This window comes from Gramella jeungdoensis, assembly GCF_023805255.1.
Classification (GTDB): Bacteria; Bacteroidota; Bacteroidia; order Flavobacteriales; family Flavobacteriaceae; genus Christiangramia; species Christiangramia jeungdoensis.
In genome coordinates this window covers 266981-292972 of record NZ_JAMSCK010000002.1, presented here as the reverse complement: position 1 = coordinate 292972, position 25992 = coordinate 266981, and the positions used below count along the sequence as shown (strand labels likewise).

The window sequence follows — 25992 nt, the reverse complement described above, 5'->3', positions numbered from 1 at the left end:
AAAAAAAAGGCCGGGAAAATCCCGGCCTTTTCAAAATTTATGTCAATTTTAATACTACTGCACGTTCTGCTCAAGAGTAACAGTGCCATACTCACCGAGATTGGCTTTAGGCACCTCAGCTCCGTATTTAGCATTAATTGCGGTAATGATTGCGTTTGCTATAACGGCATTTCCTCTTGGAGTTAAATGAATACCGTCAAGTGAAAAGGCTCCACCTGTAACGAACTCGGCAGTAATAAGCCCACCATCAAATTCTATCCCACCTTCAAGTGCCTGACGGAATATTTCATTCACATCAACCATGGCAAGATCAAAATTCTGAGCTATCCCGGCAATCGCACCATTATATGCCTGAGTAGCTGTTTCAATATTTTGAATTTCTTCACTATCAAGAACATCTTTATCGTCTATTCCGCTAACAGCTCCAAAAAGTGTTTGTACCTGTTGCTGGGTTGGCTGCCCTCCAGCCTGTAAAACGGCAAGAACCTCCATTACACCCTGGGTAAGCACCACAGAACCATAACCCTGAGCCAGGGCTGACTGATCTATTGTTAACAACAATAACTCCTCTTCGGTCATTTGCCTAAAGCCAAGAGGATTGGTCTGGCTCACCGGCACATCGATAAGAAATCTATTTGCCCCCTCATTGAACTGAATTGCATACTGAGAAGCTATAGCCTGCGCCTGCTCAGCCGAGGCACCCTGTTGCATCAGCACCTGCGTCATCACACCTGCCACAGCCTGAAAAAATCCTGTTAGATTCGCTGCTGTTGCAGCATCCAGTGCAAGTGCATTATTAGGAATAGTATTAAAGTAAGGGATATTCGTAACATTAGGAATATTAAGAAGAACCCCCTCGGCATTAGCAGTAAGTTCCTCTACGATCTGGCTGTATACAAACGCAAATGCATTTGGATCTGTAATATCATTAGCTCCATAAGTAGCCACATCGGTATTATTGATCTGGAAAGTTCCTGTTCCTCCAGAAGTAGCGTATCCCAATACATCATTATTACCTATCCAAAGGCTAAAGAATGTAGGGTTCAGCGTCATTGCATCAGCAAGAACGGTAGCATTATCGGAAGTCGCAAATCTTGCGTAATAAGGATTGGCCATTCCTGAGGCCACGCCCTGTACATTTCCATAACCAGGTGCCAGTAAATGATAAGTTTTAGCTCCGGGAACACCCATATTATTGAATGGCCCTTCAAGCTTATTGCCAACCTCGGTGGTTGGTGTTGCATTCAGCCTTCCTGGTCTTGGTCCATTAGCGCCCACAGAAAGAACAAATCGAGGTTCAGCGATCTTGTTACCTCCCAGCAAAAGTCCTCCAACATTATCATTCATCAGAGGCTGAGTAAAACCACTGGTCTCCTGAGTCTGGGCGAATTTTTTAGCAAGAATATTCGGATATGAATTTTCCTGCCCGCTAATATAAAGTGCACCATCGGCATAACCGGCAGTAAGTGAATTTCCGAGGGCTACATAGTTAGAAAAGTCGGCTTGTCCATTACTGTAGAAACCTTCATCTTCAATAGAATTCTCTAATTCAGGCTCACAGGACACAATTCCCAAAGCAAGAATTGCTATATATTTAAAATAGTTTTTCATTTCTCTGATTAAATTTTAATTGTTACACCAAGTCCAGGAACAAAGGCACTAGATTTATAAGTACCTTCAAAAGGCACATTCTCTCCATTTTCCTGATAATAATCGTAAGATTCATCTATCTCTTCAAAACGGCTATAAAGGAAAGAAGCATCTATTGCCACCTTATCGGTTACGTTTATAGAAAGACCTCCAGTAAAGTTATTGGAATCGTTCCTTGGAGTTTCCGGAGCAAAATATCCCGATTGTACAGGTGACTCATCAAAATAATATCCGGCTCTCAATGTAAAGGTCTCATTTGCGATATACTGCAGACCAAATCTATAGATCGAAGCATCCTCATAGTTTCTTGGGTTTCTAGAATCAGGAATATTTGGATTCGCAAAATCAACATCAAGTGACTCATAAACATCCCAGAAAGTTCGGTTATAATCAAAAGCAAAGGTCCACTGATCGTTCATCTGATACGAAACACCCACGGTCAATTCAGCCGGAAGCGGTAATTCAGCATTAAAGGTAGTATCTTCAAAAGGTGTTAATGGTGAATTTGGAATATTCTCGAAATCTGCATCTCCATTTTCAGCGTCCATAATGATCTCAGAACGGTAATTCACACCAATTCGCAAGCTATCTACAGGACTCCACATAGCACCTGCAGACCACCCCCAGGCACTAACTCCGGAAGCATCTATCGTAACATTACTTCTGTTACCCTCAAGATCGGTAAGGCTTCTATTAAGGTTTCTATTGAAATTAACAGACCCATTCACATAAATAGGACCACCACCCACTGAGAGGTTATCGTTTATTTTATAAGAACCAAGAGCCTGAATATAGATTGCAGCAAGTTCAATATCATTCACCAGATGAGATCCAGGCCAGTCTTTTTCCCAGGCAACCGAACTACCATATGGAGTATAAGCAGCAAGGCCTACACTAAACTTATCGCTTAATTTATAAGAAAAATAGGCGTAAAATGGAGTTCCTACAGGACTATCGGTCCTTGCCATCTGACCGTACTCTTCATTTTGCCATACAACATCAGAGAATACCGCACTCACCCCAACCGCAGCATTGATCTTATCTTCCAGAAACACAAGTCCAGCAGGGTTAAAAAAGGCCAGTTCAGCATTATCCACCATCGCAACTCCGGTATGTCCCATAGCGAGCGAGCGTTGCCCCTGCAAACTCACCCTGTAACCACCGGCATAAGTAATGGCCGTAGCCATAACAAAAAGGCCAAGTAAAAATAGTCTTTTCATAATTTAAATAGGATTATATTTTATAAGTCTTAAAATAATTGCGCCAAAAATAGCATAAAATAGAGATTATGCAACAAATCATCGGAGTTTATTATGCATACATAATAAATTTAGAAAGGTTTTAAACAAATCGGATTACCGTATCGTAAAAGTCCTTCATATTTTCAGCATGCACCCAGTGACCTGCATTCTTTATTTCCCTGATTTCGGCATTGGGGAACTGTTCTTTTATTGTTGAATGATCCTCAGCGGTGATATAATCAGAATTTTCTCCCATAATAAAAATTGTGGGACCATCATAGTTTGCCTCCTCGGGTAAAGCTTCACCTATATTCTCCACATTCGCCTTCAAAGCATTTAAATTAAGCTTTAGTGAAAGCTGTTCTTTTGTTTTCCAGTAAAGATTTTTGAGTAGAAACAGCCTTACACCAGTTTCCGGGATGTATTCCTTCAGAAAGTTTTCGGCATCACCTCTTGAAGTAAGTTTAGCTTCATCTAATGCGGTAAGTCCTTTCAGGATCTGCTGATGGTGTGGAGCGTAATATTTAGGAGCTATGTCTACCACGATCAACCTCTCAACAAGACCTTCATTCTCACAGGCGGTTAGCATCGCTGTCTTCCCCCCCATAGAATGTCCTAGTAAAATGATGTCTGTCAAATTATGCGAGTCACAATAATGTTTTATATCCTCAGCCATCAATTGATATGAAAATTCATCGCTATGCGGACTTTTTCCATGATTTCGCTGATCTATCAGATGCACCTCGAAACCATCTTTGGCAAATTGCTTCCCTAAAGTTTTCCAATTATCGCTCATCCCCAGAAAGCCATGCAGAACAAGAAAAGGCTTTCCTTCTCCAAGGATCACAGAGTGTAATTCCATATTTTATTTTAAAAGATTTAAGTATTGTTCAATGGTTTTTTGAAGCCCCAGGTAAAGAGCTTCAGAAATCAGGGCATGGCCAATAGAAACTTCGGCCAGATGAGGAACATTTTCCTTAAAGGCGCGAAGATTCTTTAATGAAAGATCATGACCGGCGTTTACCTCTAAACCAAGCTCATGCGCCATTTCCGCACACTCAGCATAAGGTCTCACCGCTCCCGTATCTCCTTGTGCATAACCAACAGCAAAACTTTCGGTATATAATTCGATTCGGTTCGTTCCGGTTTTTGATGCACCTTCAATCATTTTCTTATCGGGATCCACAAATATGGAGGTACGTATCCCATTTGAATTGAACTCGGCAATGACCTCCTGCAAATACTGCCTGTGCTTTATGGTATCCCAGCCGGCGTTAGATGTTATTGCATCCTCAGCATCGGGTACAAGGGTAACCTGTGCAGGTTTCACTTCCAGAACGAGATCTATAAATTGTTGTATTGGCTTACCCTCAATATTGAATTCAGTAGTAAGGACTGGTTTCAACTCCCTCACATCGGCATACCTGATATGCCTTTCATCTGGCCGCGGATGCACTGTAATCCCTTCAGCCCCAAAAGCCTCAATATTCCTGGCAGCTTCAAGTACATTGGGAACATCTCCTCCTCTTGCATTTCTCAAGGTGGCAATTTTGTTGATATTTACACTTAATTTGGTCATTTTTACTTCCTTTTATTAACAAAAATACAAAGAGGAGTCTGCTTCAATGAATATTATTTTGATTAATTTGCAGAAAAGGAGTTGAGAAATGAGTTTGAAAGAACACATATTAAATGACGTTGAAATATTGAGCCTTTCAGAAAAGATAGGAGATATTCAGAAACTTTTCAATCAGTTAACCTATACACATCTTCCAGTTGAAAATGAAGGGGTCTATGTAGGTTGTATCTCTGAGAACGACATCAGGTGTTTTGAGAACGAAAAAACAATTGATGATTATCGTTATGCCCTTGAAGGTTTCTATGTACGAGAAAGCAATTACTGGCTTGATAGCCTGGAGGCTTTCGCCCAGAACAACTCGAATATACTTCCGGTGCTGGACGATGACAACAAATACCTGGGCTATGTTGAACTGAATGAAATGATCTCTCTTTTTAAGGAGACACCCTTCCTTCATGAGCCTGGAAATATTCTCATAATAGAAAAGGCATTCAAGGATTTTACTTTCGGCGAAATCAGTCAGATAGTGGAATCCCACAACGCACATCTGTTAGGTTCATTTGTATCCAAGATAGAAAATGACATGGCCGAGATCACCCTTAAAATCTCTCCTTCGGGAATGAATGAAATTATTCAGTCTTTCAGAAGGTATGGATATATTATAATCTCGGAACACCAGGAAGACACCTTTAATAAAAACCTTAAAGATCGATCCAAATATCTGGATAAATATCTGAATATTTAATCTATGAAGATAGGCATCTACGGTCAGTTTTACCACGCTAACGCCGCCCAGTATATAGGCCAACTGCTCGAGCTTTTAAATCAGAAAAACGTAGAGGTCCTCATAGAAGAGGATTTCCTTGAGCTTATAAAGAGCAATAAGACAATAGATAAGGATTATAGGCATTTTAGTGCCTTTGAAGAACTGGACAATTCTTTTGACCTTTTCTTTTGTATAGGCGGAGATGGAACGATTCTCAAGTCAATAAACTATATCCGCAATCTTAATATCCCTATTGTGGGCATAAATACAGGAAGGCTAGGATTTCTGGCAACTATTCAGAAAGAGCAGATCAAAGGAACCCTTGACGAAATCCTGGAGAAAAAATTTAGCCTCTCACCAAGATCTGTACTAACACTCAAAACCAATCCCAAAAGTTTTGATCCGGTATTCTCACATATTGCCCTGAACGAAATAGCCGTAAGCAGAAAGAATACTACCTCAATGATCACGGTAGACACCTGGCTGGACGATCAGTACCTCACTTCTTACTGGGCTGACGGACTTATCATTTCAACCCCAACAGGTTCCACCGGATATTCTCTAAGTTGTGGTGGCCCCGTGATCACACCAGATGCAGATTCTTTGGTAATCACCCCTATCGCACCACACAATTTGAACGCAAGACCACTGGTTATAAAAGATCATACCACAATAAAATTAAAAGTTTCGGGAAGGGAAAAGGAACATCTGGTCTCTATGGACTCCCGTATTGCCACTTTGGAGAACGATACCGAAATCATCATACAAAAAGCACCCTACACCATAAATTTTGTAGAACTACAGGAAGATAGTTTTTTGAACACTCTTCGAAAAAAACTGCTATGGGGTGAAGACAAGCGCAACTAAGCAATAAAAGCTTCCAAAAAGTGTTTATACCTATGTACAAATCTGCTCAAATTATTGCAGAGCAAACAGAATTGTTATATTTGCAAACTTTTGTAAACCTATGAGGTACATAATCACATTTGTAGTGATGGCATTTTTTACAGTAAGCACATACTCACAACAGGTTGAAGTAGGGGCTTTTGCCGGAGGTGCGAATTTTATCGGTGATGTGGGGAGAACCAACTATATTCTACCCAACACTCCGGTAGGCGGTGTTATCGCAAAATGGAACAGAAGTACCCGGCACGCGTTGAGACTTACATTATTGTATGCAGAAATATCTGCCGATGATACAAAGTCTCATGACACGAGAAGGCAGCAGCGTGGCTATTCTTTTGATAATACCATAGCGGAGGCCTCTTTAGGAATAGAATTCAATTTCTGGGATTATGACCTTTCTGAAGCTTTGCCACAAAGTACACCCTATTTATATACAGGGGTTACTTATTTTAGAGCAGATCATCTATGGCTGAAGAACGGAAGAGGTGGAAATCTGGTAAACGAAGGGACAAACTGGTCTTTTGCCATCCCGATGACCATGGGTTATAAAGAAGCAGTTACCGAACATATTATTACAGCTTTCGAAATAGGCGCCAGGTACACCTTTACAGACAATCTGGATGGTAGCTGGCCCGAAGAATACTTAGATAGACGGGAACCAGATGCCGAATTCGGAAACAGAAACACTAATGACTGGTATGTTTTCACCGGTCTAACCTTAACATTTACATTTGGGCGCAAGCCTTGTTATTGCTTTTAAATGAACTACAAAGACAAGATAAACCTTGATAAACTTCCGGCCCATGTGGCGATCATCATGGACGGCAATGGCCGGTGGGCTAAACAGAAAGGTTTACTAAGAGCTTCAGGCCACGAAGAGGGCACTAAGGCAGTAAGAGATGTTGTTGAAGGATGTGCCGAACTTGGAGTAAAAAATCTTACACTTTACGCATTTTCTACCGAAAACTGGAACAGGCCTAAACTTGAAGTAGACACCCTTATGCGTCTTCTTGTCTCTTCTCTAAAAAAGGAGATAAAGACCCTGACCGACAATAATATTAGACTTAATTCCATTGGAAATATCTCCAGCCTCCCAAAGAAAGCACGAAGGGAACTGCAGGACGTTATCGATAAGACCTCAGGTAATTCCCATATGGTTTTAACCCTTGCTCTTAGTTATGGAAGCCGGGAAGAACTAACTAATTGCATAAGGCAAATTGCGAACAAAGTAAAAAGTGAAGAATTAAACCCTGATGCAGTTGATGAATCGGTTATAAATGAGCATCTTTACACCCGAAATTTACCAGATGTAGATCTTTTGATCCGCACCAGTGGTGAACAGCGCATTAGCAATTTTCTGTTATGGCAGATTGCTTATGCCGAATTGTATTTTACGAAAATCCTATGGCCGGAATTTAGAAGGAACGATCTTTTTGAAGCCATATACAACTATCAAAACAGAGAAAGAAGATTTGGAAAAACAAGTGAGCAACTCAGTTAGTGCATCCATGACAAAAAAGATAATTACACTCTTTACGATTTGTTTCATATTCAGCATAGCCGCAAAAGCACAGGACCTACCTCTTGGAGACTCTAAAAAATACACCATAGGCGACATAAAGGTTACAGGAACCACCACCTATAACGAAAGTACAGTTATAGCCTATACCGGCTTAAAAAAAGGTGATGAAATATATATCCCCGGAGACAAACTAAGTTCGGTAATCAAGAAATTATGGGAACTGGACCTTTTTAGCGATATTAATTTCTATATCACCAATGTTGAAGGAAATGTGGCCGACCTCGAGCTTGAGATCAAAGAAGTACCGGTATTAAACCAGGTAAAATTCACAGGTTTAAAGAAAAAAGGTAAGCGCGATGAGCTTATCGATGAGAATAATCTAAAGCCGGGAGTGAAAGTAACCGAAAACCTTCTTACTACCACCAAGAACTATATCGAGAATAAATATAGAAAAGAGGGTTATTTCAACGCTAAAGTAGCCATAAGAACATCTGAGGCCACAGATACTACAGACACCCCTTCAAATAAGGTGAATATGGTAGTTGATGTAAATAAGGGTGATCGCGTTAAGATCGCAGATATAGAATTCATCGGCAATGATAAATTATCTGACGCCAAGCTTAGACGGAAGATGAAGAACACGAAGCAGAAGAATCTATTCCGCTTCTGGAAACGTTCCAAGTTTGTAAGAGCAGATTACCAGGAAGATAAAGAAGCCGTAATTGACAAATACAAAGAACAGGGTTACAGGGATGCCCGAATCATTTCAGATACTCTAGTGAAAAAAGACGAAGAGACAATAGCCCTGAGGATTAATGTAGAAGAAGGAAATCGGTATTATATCGGAGACATAAATTTCCTTGGAAATTCAGCTTATACCGATGAAACCCTGGACAGAGTTCTTGGTCTTAAAAAAGGAGATGTATATAACGGTGTTCTTATAGAAGAACGTGTACAGGGAAGAGAACCCAATAAGACATCGGTAGCCAACCTATATCAAAACAATGGTTACCTGTTCTCCAATATCGATCTGGTTGAAACCAACGTGTATAATGATACGATAGATTTTGAGGTCAGGATAGTTGAAGGTAAAGAAGCTTATTTTGATGAAATAAGGGTTACCGGGAACGAGAAAACAAAAGACCATGTGATCTACCGGGAAATGAGAACAAAACCCGGGCAGAAATACAGTCAGGAAGCTGTAGTCGCTACGGTAAGGGAACTTGGTCAGTTAGGCTTCTTTGATGCAGAACAACTGGAACCAAAATTCATTGAACCGGACCCTCAAGCTGGTACTCTTAGCCTTGAATACCCGGTAGTGGAATCAGGTTCAAGCCAGATAGAACTCCAGGGTGGTTATGGAGGCGGAGGCTTCATAGGTACCTTAGGTTTATCTTTCAACAACTTCTCTATACAGGGGCTATTTGACAAGGATGCATATGATCCTATCCCGATGGGAGACGGACAAACCTTATCTTTAAGGGCTCAGGCGAGTACTTTCTATCAAACCTATAGCCTTTCCTTCAGGGAACCATGGCTGGGAGGAAAAAGACCGGTAAGCTTATCGACCTCCTTTAGCTATACAAGACAATTCCTTTTTGATTACATCAATAGGGAAGCTGATAAAAGCCGAAGCTTTGATATTCTTGGGGTAAGTGTTGGCCTTGCAAAAAGACTGACTTCTCCAGATCAGTACGTTACCGTATCTAACCTGGTAGGTTTCCAGCGTTATGATCTTAACAATTATAATACGGGCTTATTCACCTTTGGTGATGGGTTCTCCAATAATCTTTATTACCAATTAGGTATTACGAGAGACAACACTGCTTTCAACCCGATTTTCCCTACCCAAGGTTCGAAGTTCTCATTTACCGCAAAGCTTACTCCACCATATTCTCTGTGGAATGGTGTGGATTATGGAAATCTTGAAAACATGGACGAATACCAGTTGAGAGATGAGAATGGAAATCTTATTGATAATAATGGCAACAGGGTGAGTCCTGAGAATTCTGTACCAGATACACAAAAAGTAGATCAAAAGAAATACAACTGGCTGGAGTTCTATAAGATCAAATTTGCGGGAACCTGGTATAATAACCTCGCCAGCTTTGGACCAAGTAGTAACCTTGTTCTAAGAACGCATGCCGAATACGGTTTCCTTGGAGCATACAACAGCGCACGAGGCGTACCTCCTTTTGAGCGTTTCTATGTTGGAGGGGATGGACTTGGAGCTTACAGCCTAGACGGCAGAGAGACCATACAGTTAAGAGGTTACCCTAATCAATCGGTTGTACCTATTGACAGACCTGTAAATGCCAGAGATGACGGAGCAACAATTTACAACAAGTACTCCTTAGAATTAAGGTTCCCTATAACCTTAAAGCCAGCTGCTTCTATCTATGCACTTTCATTTCTAGAGGCGGGAGCTTCATATGATAATTTCAGGGATTACAATCCGTTTCAATTGAGTAGATCGGCCGGAGTGGGATTAAGAATTTTTATGCCTACCTTCGGATTACTGGGAATTGATTTTGGATATGGATTCGACCCTATAGTAGGGCAAGAAGGTCCAAATGGATGGGAAACACATTTTATCATTGGCCAACAATTTTAATTTGGCATGATATTTTCTATATTCGGTTTAAAATGAAAAAAAGAATATTTTCCATAGTAGCAATTTTAGCCATCAGCCTTACTTCGGCCGTGGCCCAAAAAAGTATCAGGCTGGGTTATATAGATATGGAATATATTCTTGAAAATGTCCCCGAATACCAGGAAGCTACTAAGCAACTGGAAAACCGGGTGCAGGAATGGAAAACTGAAGCCGAAACCAAAATGAGAAAGGTGGAGGAAATGAGAACCAGGCTGGATAATGAAAGAGCCCTCCTCACTAAAGAACTTATTGAAGAAAAGGAAGAGGAAATTTCATTTATGGAGCAACAGGCTCTCGAATATCAGCAAAACAGATTTGGCCCAAATGGCGATTACATGATCCAGAAGAAACAGCTGGTGAGACCAATTCAGGACCAGGTATTTTCGGCAGTTCAACAAATAGCCGAAAACCGTAATCTGGACTTTGTTTTTGATCGCACTTCAGACATTGGAATGATATATGCTGACAAACAATACGATGTGAGCGAACTGGTTCTAAGAACTATCAAAAGAACGGCTAACCGTGAGCAGCTTGAAAGCAAAGAAGAAATCACTGAAATGGAGAAAGCCGAAGAGCGAACTCCTGAACAGGAAGATGCGATCACCGAAAGAGAACAACTGGTAGAGCAAAGAAAGAATGAACGTGAGGCATTCATCGAAGCTAAAAAGAGAGAAAGAGATTCAATAAAAGCTGCCAGACAGAAAGAATTTGAAGAAAGAAGACAAAAGATTCTTGCTGAAAGAGAAAGGAAAAGAGATTCCATCTTAAAGGCGAGAGAAAAGAAGAATGATACAATAAATTAATTTTTTAAACCTTAAACTTAACGACGATTAAAATGAAACAATTCAGAACACTTTTTATAGCTTTAGCTTTAATGATTGGCGCTACTGCTTTTACTAATGCACAGTCTAAAGTTGCACACATTGCCACCCAGGACTTAGTACAATCATTACCTGAGTATAAAAGCGCGATGGATCAACTTCAAAAACTTGAAAAAACATACGACGCCGAAATAAAAGACATGCTATCTGAGGCTCAGAGTACAATGCAGCGTTACGAAGCAGAAGCTAATACTAAGTCTGAAGAAGAGAACCAGAAGAGAGCTACCGAACTTCAGGCAGCCCAAAGAAGAATTCAGGAACACAGTGCGAAGGCAAGACAGGATCTTCAGAAGAAAGAAAATGACCTATTGAGACCTATTCTTGAAAAAGTGCGTACTGCTATCCAGAAAGTAGCAAGAGACAAAGGATACGATTACGTATTGGACTCTACTACTGGAACAGGAGTACTTTTAGCTGATGGTTATGATCTTATGCCAGATGTAAAGAAAGAACTAGGACTGTAATTACAGACCTTCATAAATAAAATTTAAAAAACTGCGTACACTTGTACGCAGTTTTTATTTTTGTGCATATATGAGCGATCCCAAACCTATTGGCATTTTTGATTCAGGAGTCGGTGGCACCTCCATCTGGAAGGAGATACATCAGTTATTGCCTCATGAACAAACGATCTATCTTTCTGACAGCAGGAATGCACCTTATGGTATTAAGCCCCAGGAAGAGATCATAAGTCTTTCTATTAAGAATACAGAAATACTTCTAGAAATGGGATGCAAACTTATAGTAGTAGCATGCAATACCGCCACTACAAATGCAATTAAGGTATTAAGATCTTCCTATGACGTACCTTTTATCGGGATAGAACCTGCAATTAAACCTGCCGCCCTTAAAAGCGCAAATAAAGCAGTGGGGATCCTTGCCACCAGAGGAACTCTAACCAGTGAACTCTTTGCTCAGACATCAGAATTATATACCCAGGATATAAACGTAATAGAAGTTGAAGGAAACGGGCTGGTTGAACTTATAGAAAGCGGAAAAAAGGAATCTCAGGAAATCCAAAAGTTACTTGAAAGGTTACTAGAACCTATGATAAGGGAAAGAATAGATTATCTTGTACTGGGTTGCAGTCATTACCCTTATCTTATTCCATTATTGAAGAAGATACTTCCCGAAGGTGTCACCATTATAGATTCAGGGGAAGCTGTCGCCCGACAAACCAAATCCATACTCGAAAGGAACAATTTACTGCACCTTGAAAAGGACCGAGAAATTACTCCGAAGTTCTATACTAATGTGAGTCCTGAAGTGCTTTCTGATATTATACAGGCTGAGGCTAATGGATATGAAGTAGCTTATCTTGACTTCTAATTATTAATGGCCGGGCAGTTACAATCGTATCGTTCCCTACTCTCACCGAAATTATAGCCCAGGGTGATCTGGTGAAAACCACTGTTACTCAACACTAGTGAATTTAACTGATAGCTGAAGGTATATCCAAAAATGAATTTCTTATAGTCCACACCTACGAATGGAGTAATATATCGAAGGTGCTGACTTTTTACTTCCTCCCCGTCCAGTGTATATTCGGCTCCTTCAAAACTATTCCTGTATGAGAGTCCTCCCCATAGGTTTCCATACTCCAACTCATAATAGGCTTTCATATTAGCGTCAATAGCCATCTCATCGGTAGCTTCCCTTGCCTGAAACAGGATAGAAGGCTCAAAGCTCCAGGGATCGTTACGATTAACTTCAAAAACATAACCGGCCGAGAATAAATATTTTCTCATATTGCTTGGAACCGCATCAGAATAAAAGAGTTCCCGGCTTACCGATAAAATGTTTTTAGCGGCAAGATGGAAATAGAGGTCCCTTACATAATAGGAAATTCCAAGGTCCACATTAGCAAAAATATCGGTTGTATTATTTCCCAATAAAGGATCGAACCTGGAGAAACCACTTTCGTCAAGCCTGTGCTGGATCACCCCTGCACTAATTCCAAAGGATAACTGATTAAGATCTGCAGTACTCCTCGAAAACATAAGGTGATATGCAAAAGTCCCATAAGCTCCAAGCTTGGAAAAATTTCCGTTTTCATCTCTGAAGAATATGCCACCCACTCCTATTTTTTCTCCAAGTCTTGTATTGTAAGCAAGCGTTTGTAAGTTAGGAGCTTTCTCAACGTCGAACCACTGGCGTCTTGCGGTTAATCTTATCTGATCATAATTGGAAGCACCTGCCATTGATGGGTGTAACAGGTAAAGATTGTCTGTAAGATAGTCTGAATAGGTAGGTATAATCTCCTGGGCTTGTATTGTGGAAATATTAAAGAATATTACTAACAATAAAACCCCAAGAAATCCTCTGTAACTTGAATACCGGTTTCGGTATTCATTAAAAGTGGTCCTACTTACCATAAAGCCAGTAAATATATATAATACGTAGATTTTCTTTAGTATTTTTGCCTAAAATTTTGAGATGAAAGATTTTAATATAAATATTGTCCCAACCACCACGCCGGCGATTGTAAAATTTGAAGCTAACAAATTTCTTACACGCCACGAGAACTATGAATTTAAGAATATAGACGAAGCGGCAAAATCGCCATTGGCGAAACAGTTATTCTATCTCCCTTTTGTTAAAACGGTTTATATCGCTCAGAATTTTATAGCGATCGAAAAATATGATATTGTAGACTGGCCCGAAGTGCAGGAAGAGGTTGCTGAGCAGATAAAATCTTACCTCAACAAGGGTGGAGTTGTGATCACAGAATCTGAAAACAAATCAGGAAAAGTTCCTGTTACCGTATATGCCGAAAGCACACCCAATCCGGCTGTGATGAAGTTCGTAGCCAACAAGAAACTGGTTTTAAAATCGGCAGAATTCAAAAATATAGATGAGGCTAAAAACGCACCATTAGTCCAGAAACTGTTTCATTTCCCTTTTGTAAAAGAAGTCTTTATCGATGAGAATTATGTCTCTATCCAGAAATACGACATGGCTGGATGGGAAGAGATCACTCTTGAACTTCGCGAATTTATACGAAATTATCTGCAGGAAGGGAATGAAGTTCTAAACGAAGAAGCGGTAAAAACCTCTAATTCTAATGAAGCTGCAAAAGCTAACCAGGAAAACAAACCCGACTTTGAGCATCTTGACGATACCTCACAACAGATCGTTGCGATACTGGATGAATATATAAAACCTGCTGTTGCCAGCGATGGAGGAAACATCTTGTTTGAAAGCTATAATGCCGATAATAAAACGGTTAAAGTAATATTACAGGGAGCCTGTAGTGGTTGCCCTTCGTCTACCCTAACCCTGAAGAATGGTATAGAAACCATGTTGCGTGATATGTTAAGGGATAAGGTAGAATATGTTGAAGCTATCAACGGTTAAAAAATAGACTGCCTAAAAAGTCCTTTACCTGTCATTGCGAGGAACGAAGCAATCTTTAAATAATTTGTAATCAAAGACAGATTACTTCACTTCGCTCGTAATGACGTGTCGATCTACTTTTTAGGAGGCCTGGTTTATTAATAGGTGGTTGCTCTCGCTTCATTATAGAACTCCTGAAACAACTGAAGTAAGTTCATTGTAGATCCTATAAGATCTTTTGTTTCCAGAAGTATTCCGAAGTACAGCTTTGTGTTTTTAGGACTGGATTCTGAGGTACGAATACGCGTGATCTGTTTCTGTATCAGTTCACTTACATAATCCAGCAATTCCTGTTTTTCGCTTAATAAATCATTTATATTCCCAAACTCGTGCTTATCAAAGGTTTCTGTAATCTCATCAAAGAGTATCTGCATCTTATCATCTACTTTTTTGAGATCCCTTATTTGGTTAAACTTTAAGTTCTTATGATTATTATGAACATGATTATAACTGTTCCTGGTTATAAAACCTATAGACTGAACCATATCCTGCAGATAGTCAAGAGTAAGAATATAGAACTTACTGGCTTCAACCGAGTTTTCATCCAGGGATTTGATGAAATAAAAGATATTATCCTTTAGTTCATCGACCTCAGCTTCCAGTTTCTCGATCTTTTTATAACTCTTTTTAAGTTTTCCTAGGTCATAATACCCAAGATGATCAACTGTTTTTGAATACATCTTATTGATACCCCCTATAACATTCGAGATATTCTCTGAAGTCTCTGAAGTGATCTCGTTAATAGTAATTAAATCACTTTTCTTGAATCTTTTCTTTCTCTTTTCCTCCCGGGTTTTTCTGGAGTGAAGAATCCCGCTTCTTACTACTACTGTAAGTGCTAAAAGAATAAGCACCACCAGGGCGATGGTTCCTCCATAAAAGATGATCGCCGCAAAGATCGCCGCTGCAGTAAAGGCCACCATTGCCGTTACAAACCAGCCTCCTACTACATTAAGCACCCCGGCTACACGGTAAACTGCACTTTCCCGGTCCCAGGCCCTATCAGCCAGTGAGGTTCCCATCGCTACCATAAAAGTTACATATGTAGTGGAAAGAGGCAGTTTCATATTAGTCCCAATGGAAATAAGTATACTGGCAACCACCAGGTTTACTGATGCCCTTACCATATCAAAAGCAGGTGCGTCAATTCTTTTACTCCGTAAATGAGAAGAGGGTTTATTGAATTTAGTTTCAATCTTAGATTTAATTCTGTGAGGCAGAATCGTGGTAAAGGCATTTCCGAAAATAATTGAGTACCTCACAATCCCTCTTGAAAGCCAGTTCGGTTCAAATCTTTCAACTCCCTCACCTTGCCTGGCCAGGTTGATCCCGGTGTCTACAACCGATCGTGCCTTGCTTGAAAACCAAAGCGTGATCACCATTACGCCTCCTGCGCCTATCAGAAGAATTTCGGGAGTGGGGACACTTCCGGCAAGGCCATTCATCAAAAATTCTGAAGGCATGGCGCCGTTAGCTTCATTCGCAGTTTGCCATAACTCAAAAGACTGCCAGGCGGCAATTGGAACCCCAATGAAGTTCACAAGGTCATTTCCCGCAAAAGCCAGGGCCAATGCAAAAGTACCTATGATTATGATGGTTCTAAGAATATTGAACTTCATCACACTCATGATGAACTGAGAGATTCCGGTGAAGATCACAAAGCCTATAAGTACAATGACCCATGTATTGGTATTAACATATTCTATCATGGCATCAGAAATATAAGGCACACTCTTCATCCCTTTAATAAGAATAAAATAAAGTATAGCCGTAAGAGAAAGTCCGCCAAAAACCGCTCCAACATATTTAATTTTCTTTTCAAACTGGAACGAGAATACCAGCCTGGAAATATATTGTACAATCGCTCCAACAATAAAGGCGATCACTACAGCCATAAGAATTCCAACAATTATTTCGGTAGCTTTCGCGGTGTTGATATAGCCTGTTAAAGCAGAAAGATCACCATCAGTTTGGGTATATATCTTTATTGCTGCCATACAAACGGCTGCCCCTAATAACTCAAATACTATGGATACTGTAGTGGAGGTAGGTAAGCCAAGAGAATTAAAAAAATCAAGCAGCAATACATCGGTAAGCATTACCGCCATAAAGATGATCATGATCTCTTCAAAATAGAATTCACCCGGAATGAATATTCCTTTTCGTGCAACCTCCATTAAACCACTGGAGAAAATAGCTCCCACGGCAACACCTAAACTGGCAACGATCATTATAGTTCGCATTGATACCGCTTTGGAACCAATGGCTGAATTAAGGAAATTAATGGCATCATTACTTACTCCAACCACTAAATCTGTAATCGCAAGGGCAAATAATGCCACTAACATTACGATGTAAATATCTTCCATAAGCGGATCAAATTTTAACCTGTAAATGTGCTATTTTACTATAAATGAGCTGAAAACATAAAGTTATTAAAAGATTAATAATACGAATTCCTTTTCATGTTCTATAATTAGTACATTTAAAATATCCATAAAATCCACCTAATAGGGCCTATTTTAAACGGCCGTGAGAAAATTAAGATGATGAATAAGGAAAAGCCGAAATACACCAATGAGCTTATAAAAGAAAGCAGCCCTTATCTACTACAACATGCGCATAACCCTGTAAACTGGAAAGCCTGGAACGATAAAAGTCTTGAACTGGCCCGGGAGGAACGCCAATTACTACTCATTAGTGTTGGCTACTCGGCATGTCACTGGTGTCATGTGATGGAACACGAGAGCTTTGAAGATGAAGAGGTAGCGGCCGTGATGAATTCCAATTATATCTGCATTAAAGTTGACAGGGAAGAAAGGCCAGATGTGGACCAGGTATATATGAATGCGGTTCAGGTTATGACAGGAATGGGTGGCTGGCCCATGAATGTAGTGGCCCTTCCAGATGGCCGACCGGTTTGGGGTGGAACCTATTTCAGAAAGGGACAGTGGAAAAATGCTCTGGAGCAGATCGCTCATCTTTATCAAACCCAGCCAGAAAAGCTGGAGGAATATGCGACAAAACTTGAAACAGGCCTAAAGCAGATCCAGATAATTGAGCCGGCATCCCATGAAGACGATTTTCACAGCGATTTCTTTATTCCCTTATTAGAAAAATGGCAAAGATCCTTTGACCTTAAAAACGGCGGGCCAAAGAGAGCTCCAAAATTCATGATGCCCAATAATTATGAGTTTCTGTTGAGATATGCGTTTCAGAATTCCGACGACAAAATAATGGATCATTGCATTCATACGCTTAATAAAATCTCCTGGGGCGGGGTATTTGATCCAATTGAAGGTGGTTTTTCGCGTTATTCGGTAGATGAGAAATGGCATGTACCTCATTTTGAGAAAATGCTTTACGACAACGCCCAGCTTGTTCAGCTTTATTCAAAAGCCTATAAGATCACTAAAGATGAATGGTTCAGGGAAGTAGTGGAAATCACATTGGATTTTATCGAATCAGAAATGACCGATCCTTCAGGTGCTTTCTATTCAGCATTGGATGCCGACAGTGAAAACGAAAATGGAGTAAATGAAGAAGGGGCTTATTATATATGGACCAAGGAAGAATTAAAATCTATGCTACCGGAAGATTTTGAATTATTCGTCGACTTCTACAACATCAACAACCATGGAAGATGGGAATCGAATAAGTATGTGCTCATCAGGACCGGGACGCTTGAAGAAATAGCGGACCGGCACAACCGCTCTGTAGAAGATTTGAACAAGAAAAGAGAAACCTGGCGTAAAAAATTACTTGCAGCAAGAAAAAAGAGAAAAAAACCGGGACTTGATGACAAATCCCTCACATCATGGAATGCCATGATGATAAGTGGTTATACAGAATCTTTCAAAGCCTTTCATCAAAAAAAACATCTGGAAGCTGCAAAAAGAAATGCAGAGTTCATTCTCAAAAACCAATTTCAGGAGAATGGAAGGTTATTGCATACCTATAAAAATGGAAGAAGCAGCATAAATGGATACCTCGAAGACTACGCCTTTACCATAGAGGCATTTTTAAATTTATATGAGGCGACTTTTGACACCGGGTTCCTGGAGAACTGTCAAAAATTAATGGAGATCGTATTTGAGGATTTTCAGGATACTGAATCGGGTTTATTCTTCTTTACATCTAATAAAGACAGAAAACTAATCACAAAAACCATCGAGATAAGCGACAATGTGATTCCTGCCTCCAATTCGGTTATTGCCAAAAACCTCCTTAAACTGGGAAAACTTATTGGAAACCCGGATTATATTGAAAAGTCCCAGGAAATGCTGCATACTCTGAAAGAAAAGATACCTGAACATCCTCAATACCATTCCAACTGGTTAGACCTCATGCTGAATTTTACCCATCCGTTCTATGAGATCGCGGTTACCGGCGAAAAATACAGGGAAATCACCAATTATTTTCAGGAAAGATATTTGCCTAATACGGTGCTGGCAGCTACAAATTCATCTTCAGATCTTAGCCTGCTTAAAGATCGTTTTGTAAAAGATAAAGATCTAATATACATATGCGAGGAAGGAACCTGTCAACTTCCGGTAAGCTCAAAAAGTGAGGCAATGCAATTGATTTCACAAGTTTAACATTAGTTAAACGCCTTTTCGGATCATTTTTTTTTAGAATTGTCTTTGAAAAATTAACATTATGGACATTTTTAATAACTGGGAAGCCATTCTTGAAAAATATGGCGAAAAATTAATTGCCTTTTTACCCAATTTAATCACAGCAATCCTTCTTTTACTCGTCGGATTATGGGTAATCAAAATCATTGTTAAATACGTAAAGAGATTTTTCGATAAAAAGGATTACGATGAAACCCTGGAATCGTTTATCACAAGCCTGGTAAGTTGGGGGCTTAAAATTCTTCTTTTCGTTATGGTGATCATGAGGCTTGGCGTGGAAAGCGCCTCTCTTGTTGCCGCTATTGGTGCTGCCGGACTGGCAATTGGCCTGGCACTGCAAGGTTCTCTTGCTAACCTGGCGGGTGGAGTTTTAATCATCGCTTTAAAACCTTTTAAAATAGGTGACTGGATCGAGGCCCAGGGAGTTTCCGGAACTGTAGTTGAAACCAGTCTGTTTTATACCATAATAAACACGTTCGGAAATCAGAGAGTTATGATTCCTAACGGACAATTGAGCAACGACAACATTACCAACTACTCTTACAACGAAACAAGAAAAGAGAACCTTACTTTTGGTATTTCTTACGACGATGACATCAAGAAAGCCAAAGAGGTACTTACTAATATGGTGATGGAACAGGAAAATGTACTGAAAGATCCTGCACCGCAAATTATTGTTTCGGAACTCGGTGATAGTTCGGTAAACTTCTCGGTAAGATATTTCGCCGAATTACCTAATTTCTGGGATCTTCACTGGTATATGATCGAGGAAGGTAAGATAAGACTCGAAGAGGCAGGAATGACCATTCCGTATCCTCAAAGAGATGTTTATCTATACGATCAAACCAAAATGAATGGAACAGTTGAGAAAAAAGGAAAAGCAGAATAAAACTGCATTTATCCTGCAATAAAATCCTTTAGATAATAAGGTTCAAAATAGGCGACATCTTCGGTGTCGCTTTTTTTGTATTTGCTCTCTGCAATATGAACCATTTCCTTCGCTGAAGGGAATTTCTGGTTGTGAAAAACAGCATTGGAATGTTTACAGATATCCTCAAATTTGGTCACTCCATTACCAATGAAATGAACCTTTGACTTTTTAAGATATTCCTGGAAAGAATTTTCATCAAGTACTTCTGCCTTAGTCTCACGAAGCTGTTTGAGTTCATCGTCATAGATAGCCGAATAAACTTCCATCCTCCTTGCATCAAGCATGGACACCACTACTGCTTTATCTTTTACTTCCAGTTGTTTAGCCAGAAGATCTAAGGTGGGAACGGAAATAAGGGGAATATCAAGAGAAAAACACAGGCCTTTCGCTGTTGAGACGCCAATTCTTAATCCTGTATATGAACCCGGACCTTTACTTACAGCAACGGCATCCAGATCATCCACAGTAAGATTGGTTTCTCTCAAAATTTCATTGATAAAAACATGAAGTTTTTCGGCATGAGAATAGCCCTTTGAATTATCTTCTTTTAAAGCCAGCAGTTCGCCATTTTGAGCAATCCCAACCGAGCAGTTGGTAGTTGCCGTTTCTAGACATAAAATAACAGCCAAAATGATTGATTTTTATTCGGTTTCTTTCTCTTCTTCTTTTTTCACCTCAATCTCATCACCCGTATCAAGACTCTTTGTAACCGTGTTGTATGGACCAGTTATCACTACTTCCCCGGCTTTAAGCCCTTTGGTGATTTCTATATGAGAATCATCCTGAATCCCCGTTTCTACAACGCGCAATTTAGCTTTATCTCCGTCTTTCACAAACACACATTCGAATCTTTCTTCATCCTCATCTGCAGGTTTTTTAACGAATGACTTTTTAGTAGCCGCTGTATCGGTTTTTATAACTATGGAACTGATTGGCACACCCAGTACATCCTTGCGTTTGTTGGTAATGATATCCACAGTGGCCGTCATCCCTGGTCTAAAAGGGGAGTAATTTTCAGGTTTTCCTTCTATGAGATCGGAATAAGACTCTTTAAGTATCCTGACCTTTACTTTAAAATTTGTAACCTGATCTGTAGTAAGTTCATTATCTGCAGTGTTTGAAATTTCCGTTACTATTCCCTTAAACTCCTTGCCCAGATAAGCATCCACTTCAACTATTGTAGAATCGCCAACTGAAACCTTTACGATGTCGTTCTCATTCACATCTACCTCTACCTCCATATTGTCAAGGTTAGCAACCCTGAGAATTTCGGTTCCTGCCATCTGTTGAGTCCCTACTACCCTTTCCCCAAGCTCGGCATCCAATTTGGAAATGGTTCCCGTCATAGGTGCATAGATATTAGTTCTTCCAAGGTTATCCTGGGCCTCTGTAACTGTAGCTGCCGAACTCTGCATACTGTAATAAGCCGATTCCTTGTTCGCCTGAGCAACTTCAAATTTCGATACCACGGCATCCCATTCGGCCTTAGAGATCACTCCTTTTTCAAAGAGAGTCTTATTTCTATTATAATCAGCTTCAGCCTGTTTGAGGTTAGCCTGGGTCTGCGCATAATTGGCTCTGGAATTCTGATAACTGGCACGAGCCCTTTCAACGCTTGATTGATAAATATCAGGATTAATACGAACTAAAAGATCTCCTTTTTCAACCAGTTGTCCTTCAACTACTGGAAGTTCAATTATTTCTCCTGAAACTTCCGAAGACAGCTTCACCTCAACTTCAGGCTGTATTTTTCCTGTCGCGGCGACGGTTTCTGTAATATCTATAGGCTCTATCTTAGCGATCTCTACTTCTTTGACATTAGCTGAATTTCCAAACCAACCGGCTTTTTTACCGACGATCAGCAGGATTATCAGGACTACAATGATGGCTAGAATGATGAAAAGTTTCTTTTTATTCATTACTTAAAATTTTAATTCCCCCACCGGAATTCCAAAGTATAATTCTACAACTTTTAATTTAAAAATGTAATCATATTTAGCCCTTAAAACTTCTCTTTGAGCGTTCTCAAACCTCACTTTAGCCTGGCTAAAATCGAAAGCATTGGTGAGTCCCACATCATATCTTTCTGTTGCATATTCAAAAGCTTTTTCCTGGGCTTCTACTGCTACCAAGGCTGCTTCGTAGGCCTTAAAAGCGCCTTTAGCATCTGTGAAGGCCTGGTACACGTTGGCTTCCAAATCAAGCTCTGCCTGCTCCAGGCGATATTCGGCACGAAGAACACCAATTTCATTTCTTTTCACCTGGTTTCGTGTAGCAAATCCGTTAAGGATTGGAACATTAAGCTGAAGTCCATAGCTGAACCCGTCATTTCGGGATAATTGATCGAAGAATGGCAGTGGTGAACCCAGCACCGGTATCGTGTTAGGCGCTAAAACAGCCTGATTGGTCCCTTCTACAAAACCTATTTGCCGCGTTGGATTATCCGGATCTGGAATGATATCTATAACCTGGTCCTGTCCTGTTGCACGGGTGTTATAATTGAAAAAAGCATTTAAGGTAGGCAAATAAGCTCCCTTGGCAAGCTCCACATCCTTTTCTGCGAGTTCTTTATTAGCTTCTGCTATCTTAATCTCCGATCTTTCTTCTTTAGCTCTTTCAATAATATCATAAACCGAATTCTCAAGGATCTCGTTTCCGAAAATATCATAATCCCTTTCTACTATGTCAAAATTTTGATAATCCTGAATAGCCAGTGTTTGAGCAAGACTAATCAAAGATATCTGGATCTGATTTTCAGCAAGTATCATCTTTTGCTGCTCATCGGCCATGGTCGCTCTTATCTCCAAAAGATCTCCTTCCGGCAGAACACCTGCATCCACAAGATCCAGGGTTCTTTCTATCTGCTCTTTCGTGACATCATTCTGAGCTCTAAGAACCTCCAGGTTCTGTTTATTGAAAAGAACCTGCAGATAGGCATCGGCCACAAAAAGCGCGATATCATCTTTCATCTTATCCAGTGAATACTCGTTGGCCAGTCTTGAAATGCGAGCTCTTTGAAGTTCCTTGAAATTCCTCAATCCGTCAAAAAGCGTTAGTCCGGCCGATACTCCGGCTGAAAAGTTTCTAACTGTTTGGTTTTGCAGGATCCCTGTGGTCACATTTTGAGTTAGACCGGTGTTCCAGGAATTTGTCGCCTGGCCATTAATGCTGGGAATAAAATTACCGATAGCATCGCTTTTATCGATAGCAGAAAACTCTACATCAAGTTCAGCCTGTTTTACCGAAATATTATTTTCAAGAGCATAATTTACACACTCTTCAAGTGTCCACTTTTTATCCTGGGCATTTACGAGGCTGGAAAAAAGCAATAGGAAGGCTAGTAAGCTAAAGTTCTTCATAATAGTTGTTCTGTAAGATATGTCTGTAAAGTGTGTAAGTTGTTACACAAGGAATAATTATTCTAGTTCTGAGCTATGTTCATTGGAGTTTTTATCTGATTCCATACCTTGATCTTATCTCCTTTCTTTACTCCGTTCAACACCTCAACATTGATCCCGTCGCTCACACCAAGCTCCACATCCTGTCTTTCGAACTCCTGCTCCCCGGTCATGATCTCAACGAATGGCTCTTTGGTTTCAGGGTCGAACTGAACCAGTGCTTCCTTGATAGCAAGAACACTATCGGCCCGGGCCAGGATAATAGAGGCATTTGCACTAAGGCCGGCTCTAATAAAAGTAGTATCAGCCTTATTAAGTGTTCCTTTTATTTCGAACTGGATAGCACCATTTTCCTCCACTCCTTTAGGGGCTATATAATCCAGAACCGCATCAAAAGACTTATTCTCTATGGCTCCAACGGTCACCTCTAAAGGAAGGTCTTCCTTTATCTTTCCAACCTCGCTCTCGTCAACCTTTCCTTCAAAGATCATTTCGTTCACATCGGCCAGGGTGGCGATGGTAGTTCCATCATTGAAATTGTTGCTCTCAATAACCTGGTTCCCTGTCTTCACAGGAACATCCAGAACCATCCCTTCTACGGTAGAACGAATAAGAGTATTGGCCGCGCTACCTATCCCACTGGTTGTTCCTGTACGCACGATCTCGTAATTCTGTTGTGCCGATTTATAGTTCTGTTCCGCTCTTTTATAAGAAACCTCAGCCGCGTCAAAATCGTTTGCCGAAATCACGCCTTTGTCATAAAGTTCTTTCTGTCTCTCGTAAACCTTTTTTTCATTATCCAGGTTTATCTTCGCGGTAGCCACAGCATCCTTGGCACTTTGTAAAGAAGACACATTAGGGATCACACGAATTTTGGCGATAAGATCTCCAGATTTCACATTATCTCCCGCTTCAATATAGATCTCATCAATTATCCCTGAGATATTTGGTTTGATAAGCACTTCTTCCTTAGGTACTATCTTTCCGGTAGCCACGGTTTTTTTAATAATTGTCTGCTCGGTAGGCTCCTCTGTTTCATATACCACAGGATCTTCCTGGTTCTTTTGATAGAGGTAGTACAATGCCCCAATGAAGGTTACAGCGATAAGCACTAAAATTCCGATGGTTACAAATTTTTTCATCTTTTGATTGTATTATCTGTTCAGTTTTTATTCGGTTCGCAAGGCATCCACTGGTTTCACCTTTATGGCATGCTGTGCTGGTATAAGGCCGGCCAGTAAGCCGGATATTATTAATATTGTTAAAGCGACCATTACTACTCCAAGGTTAACTGACGGATTGGCGAACATCATCTCGGAAGTATCCATCTGGTCCATCTGAAAGTTCACCAACCAGATCACCCCTGTTGCTAATATAATCCCGACCATTCCTGAAATGATGGTAAGGAATACCGATTCCATAAGTATCTGGCCTCTTATAGACCATGGAGTTGCTCCCAGCGCCCTACGTACACCTATCTCATTTGTTCTTTCTTTTACGACTATGAGCATGATATTGCTTATCCCGATAATTCCCGAAAGCAGCACCAGTACCCCTACGAAATAAGCCACCGCCTTGAGAGCTACAAAAAGTCCGTTAACCTTACTATACTCCTCATAAAGGTCAAAATTCCCTACAGCCCTGTCATCTTCAGGATGTATGGTATGTCGGGATTTGACCACATCTATTATATCGTTTTTTAGGTTTGAGATAGGCACCTCATCTTTCGCCGTTATTGCCATCCAGCCAACCCTGTTCCCCATATTGAAAGCCTGTGAAAAAGCCGTAAACGGAACGTATATCTGTTTCTGACCTTCTTCGGCATCTCCACCCTGGCTTTTCTTTTTGTATGTCCCGATGACCATGAAATTCACTCCATTGATCTTAATATAAGTACCCAGCGGATCTTCTCCCATGTCATATAATACCGCTTTTACTCCCTCACCTATAACAGCCACTTTTCGCTTATCATCGATGTCTGAATAGTTAATGAATCTTCCCGAAGTGATATCCATGGGTTCCTGCTGAATGATCTCTGGGTAATCTCCATATACATTAAATGCTCCTGTATTAAGTCCTCTTACCACATTATTCGCTCCACCGAAACCACCTAGCTGGTTCCTGGGAGATATGAATCTTAGAGCAGGCACTTGCTCCCTGATGGCAGCCACATCTTCAACTTCAAAATTATATCGGCGGCCTTTCGGCAATCCTTTATAGGGTTTAGAAGCCACCTGTGTCCACATGAACATAGTATTCGTAGCAATTCCGCCAAATCCCCTCATGACACCATTTTCAAGACCCTTCCCGGCAGCCAGCAAGATAACCAGGATAAATATACCCCAAAGCACCCCAAAAGCCGTCAGAACCGTTCTAAACCAGTTTGCGGTAAGCGCTTCTAATATTTCACTCCATCTGTCTCTGCTAAACAT

At 40.4% G+C, this 25992-nt stretch carries 22 protein-coding genes; 11 read left to right on the top strand and 11 right to left on the bottom strand.

Features of this window, described 5'->3' with window-relative positions; translation table 11 throughout:
* Positions 1-54 precede the first annotated feature (54 nt).
* The 4 genes from NE848_RS05530 to NE848_RS05515 form a co-directional block, all read right to left on the bottom strand.
* Entirely contained in the window at positions 55-1611 is a 1557-nt protein-coding gene (locus NE848_RS05530; RefSeq protein WP_252111267.1) for an SGNH/GDSL hydrolase family protein, read from the bottom strand.
* 8 nt (positions 1612-1619) lie between these two features.
* Positions 1620-2870 carry an OmpP1/FadL family transporter gene (locus tag NE848_RS05525; RefSeq protein WP_252111265.1) on the bottom strand — a complete coding sequence of 417 codons (1251 nt, stop codon included), beginning with the start codon at positions 2868-2870 and terminating at the stop codon, positions 1620-1622.
* Positions 2871-2991: 121 nt separating this feature from the next.
* Positions 2992-3753 (bottom strand): alpha/beta fold hydrolase, encoded by a 762-nt coding sequence (locus NE848_RS05520; protein ID WP_252111263.1) that lies wholly within the window; start codon positions 3751-3753, stop codon positions 2992-2994.
* 3 nt (positions 3754-3756) lie between these two features.
* Complete coding sequence (locus NE848_RS05515) at positions 3757-4470, bottom strand: pyridoxine 5'-phosphate synthase (RefSeq protein ID WP_252111261.1); 714 nt, start codon at positions 4468-4470, stop codon at positions 3757-3759.
* A gap of 88 nt (positions 4471-4558) precedes the next feature.
* Between NE848_RS05515 and NE848_RS05510 the strand changes: the two genes are divergently transcribed.
* The 8 genes from NE848_RS05510 to murI all read left to right on the top strand — a co-directional run bounded on the left by NE848_RS05510 (position 4559) and on the right by murI (position 12527).
* Complete coding sequence (locus NE848_RS05510) at positions 4559-5215, top strand: CBS domain-containing protein (RefSeq protein WP_252111259.1); 657 nt, start codon at positions 4559-4561, stop codon at positions 5213-5215.
* Between the two features lie 3 nt (positions 5216-5218).
* The gene (locus tag NE848_RS05505; RefSeq protein ID WP_252111257.1) at positions 5219-6103 is read left to right on the top strand and encodes an NAD kinase; all 885 of its coding nucleotides are present in this window, start codon (positions 5219-5221) and stop codon (positions 6101-6103) included.
* A gap of 100 nt (positions 6104-6203) precedes the next feature.
* A complete protein-coding gene (porG, locus tag NE848_RS05500) occupies positions 6204-6902 on the top strand; it encodes a type IX secretion system protein PorG (protein ID WP_252111255.1) in 699 nt (232 codons plus the stop codon).
* On the top strand, positions 6903-7643 hold the full coding sequence (locus NE848_RS05495) for an isoprenyl transferase (protein ID WP_252111252.1): 741 nt from the start codon (positions 6903-6905) through the stop codon (positions 7641-7643).
* 7 nt (positions 7644-7650) lie between these two features.
* A complete protein-coding gene (gene bamA, locus NE848_RS05490) occupies positions 7651-10278 on the top strand; it encodes an outer membrane protein assembly factor BamA (protein ID WP_252111250.1) in 2628 nt (875 codons plus the stop codon).
* A 32-nt stretch (positions 10279-10310) separates the two neighbouring features.
* On the top strand, positions 10311-11120 hold the full coding sequence (locus NE848_RS05485) for an OmpH/Skp family outer membrane protein (protein WP_252111248.1): 810 nt from the start codon (positions 10311-10313) through the stop codon (positions 11118-11120).
* A gap of 32 nt (positions 11121-11152) precedes the next feature.
* On the top strand, positions 11153-11662 hold the full coding sequence (locus tag NE848_RS05480) for an OmpH/Skp family outer membrane protein (RefSeq protein WP_252111246.1): 510 nt from the start codon (positions 11153-11155) through the stop codon (positions 11660-11662).
* Between the two features lie 70 nt (positions 11663-11732).
* Positions 11733-12527: a glutamate racemase gene (gene murI / locus NE848_RS05475; RefSeq protein WP_252111244.1), complete on the top strand. Its 795-nt coding sequence runs from the start codon at positions 11733-11735 to the stop codon at positions 12525-12527.
* Here the strand turns inward: murI and NE848_RS05470 are convergent.
* Positions 12524-13573: a PorP/SprF family type IX secretion system membrane protein gene (locus tag NE848_RS05470; protein ID WP_252111242.1), complete on the bottom strand. Its 1050-nt coding sequence runs from the start codon at positions 13571-13573 to the stop codon at positions 12524-12526. The genes murI and NE848_RS05470 overlap by 4 nt on opposite strands.
* 61 nt (positions 13574-13634) lie before the next feature.
* Here NE848_RS05470 and NE848_RS05465 point away from each other — a divergent pair, with 61 nt between their 5' ends.
* Positions 13635-14555 (top strand): NifU family protein, encoded by a 921-nt coding sequence (locus tag NE848_RS05465; protein ID WP_252111240.1) that lies wholly within the window; start codon positions 13635-13637, stop codon positions 14553-14555.
* 137 nt (positions 14556-14692) lie between these two features.
* Here NE848_RS05465 and NE848_RS05460 read toward each other — a convergent pair whose 3' ends face one another.
* Positions 14693-16963 (bottom strand): inorganic phosphate transporter, encoded by a 2271-nt coding sequence (locus NE848_RS05460; protein WP_252111238.1) that lies wholly within the window; start codon positions 16961-16963, stop codon positions 14693-14695.
* Positions 16964-17143: 180 nt separating this feature from the next.
* Here NE848_RS05460 and NE848_RS05455 point away from each other — a divergent pair, with 180 nt between their 5' ends.
* Together NE848_RS05455 and NE848_RS05450 are read left to right on the top strand one after the other, a co-directional pair.
* Positions 17144-19192: a thioredoxin domain-containing protein gene (locus NE848_RS05455; protein ID WP_252111236.1), complete on the top strand. Its 2049-nt coding sequence runs from the start codon at positions 17144-17146 to the stop codon at positions 19190-19192.
* Positions 19193-19253: 61 nt separating this feature from the next.
* The gene (locus NE848_RS05450) at positions 19254-20120 is read left to right on the top strand and encodes a mechanosensitive ion channel family protein (protein ID WP_252111233.1); all 867 of its coding nucleotides are present in this window, start codon (positions 19254-19256) and stop codon (positions 20118-20120) included.
* An 8-nt stretch (positions 20121-20128) separates the two neighbouring features.
* Here the strand turns inward: NE848_RS05450 and tsaB are convergent, their stop codons facing one another.
* The 5 genes from tsaB to NE848_RS05425 form a co-directional block, all read right to left on the bottom strand.
* Entirely contained in the window at positions 20129-20791 is a 663-nt protein-coding gene (tsaB, locus tag NE848_RS05445) for a tRNA (adenosine(37)-N6)-threonylcarbamoyltransferase complex dimerization subunit type 1 TsaB (RefSeq protein ID WP_252111231.1), read from the bottom strand.
* Positions 20792-20803: 12 nt separating this feature from the next.
* A complete protein-coding gene (locus tag NE848_RS05440; protein WP_252111229.1) occupies positions 20804-22081 on the bottom strand; it encodes an efflux RND transporter periplasmic adaptor subunit in 1278 nt (425 codons plus the stop codon).
* 3 nt (positions 22082-22084) lie between these two features.
* Entirely contained in the window at positions 22085-23521 is a 1437-nt protein-coding gene (locus NE848_RS05435) for a TolC family protein (protein WP_252111227.1), read from the bottom strand.
* 62 nt (positions 23522-23583) lie between these two features.
* A complete protein-coding gene (locus tag NE848_RS05430) occupies positions 23584-24702 on the bottom strand; it encodes an efflux RND transporter periplasmic adaptor subunit (protein ID WP_252111225.1) in 1119 nt (372 codons plus the stop codon).
* A gap of 27 nt (positions 24703-24729) precedes the next feature.
* Complete coding sequence (locus NE848_RS05425; RefSeq protein WP_252111223.1) at positions 24730-25992, bottom strand: ABC transporter permease; 1263 nt, start codon at positions 25990-25992, stop codon at positions 24730-24732.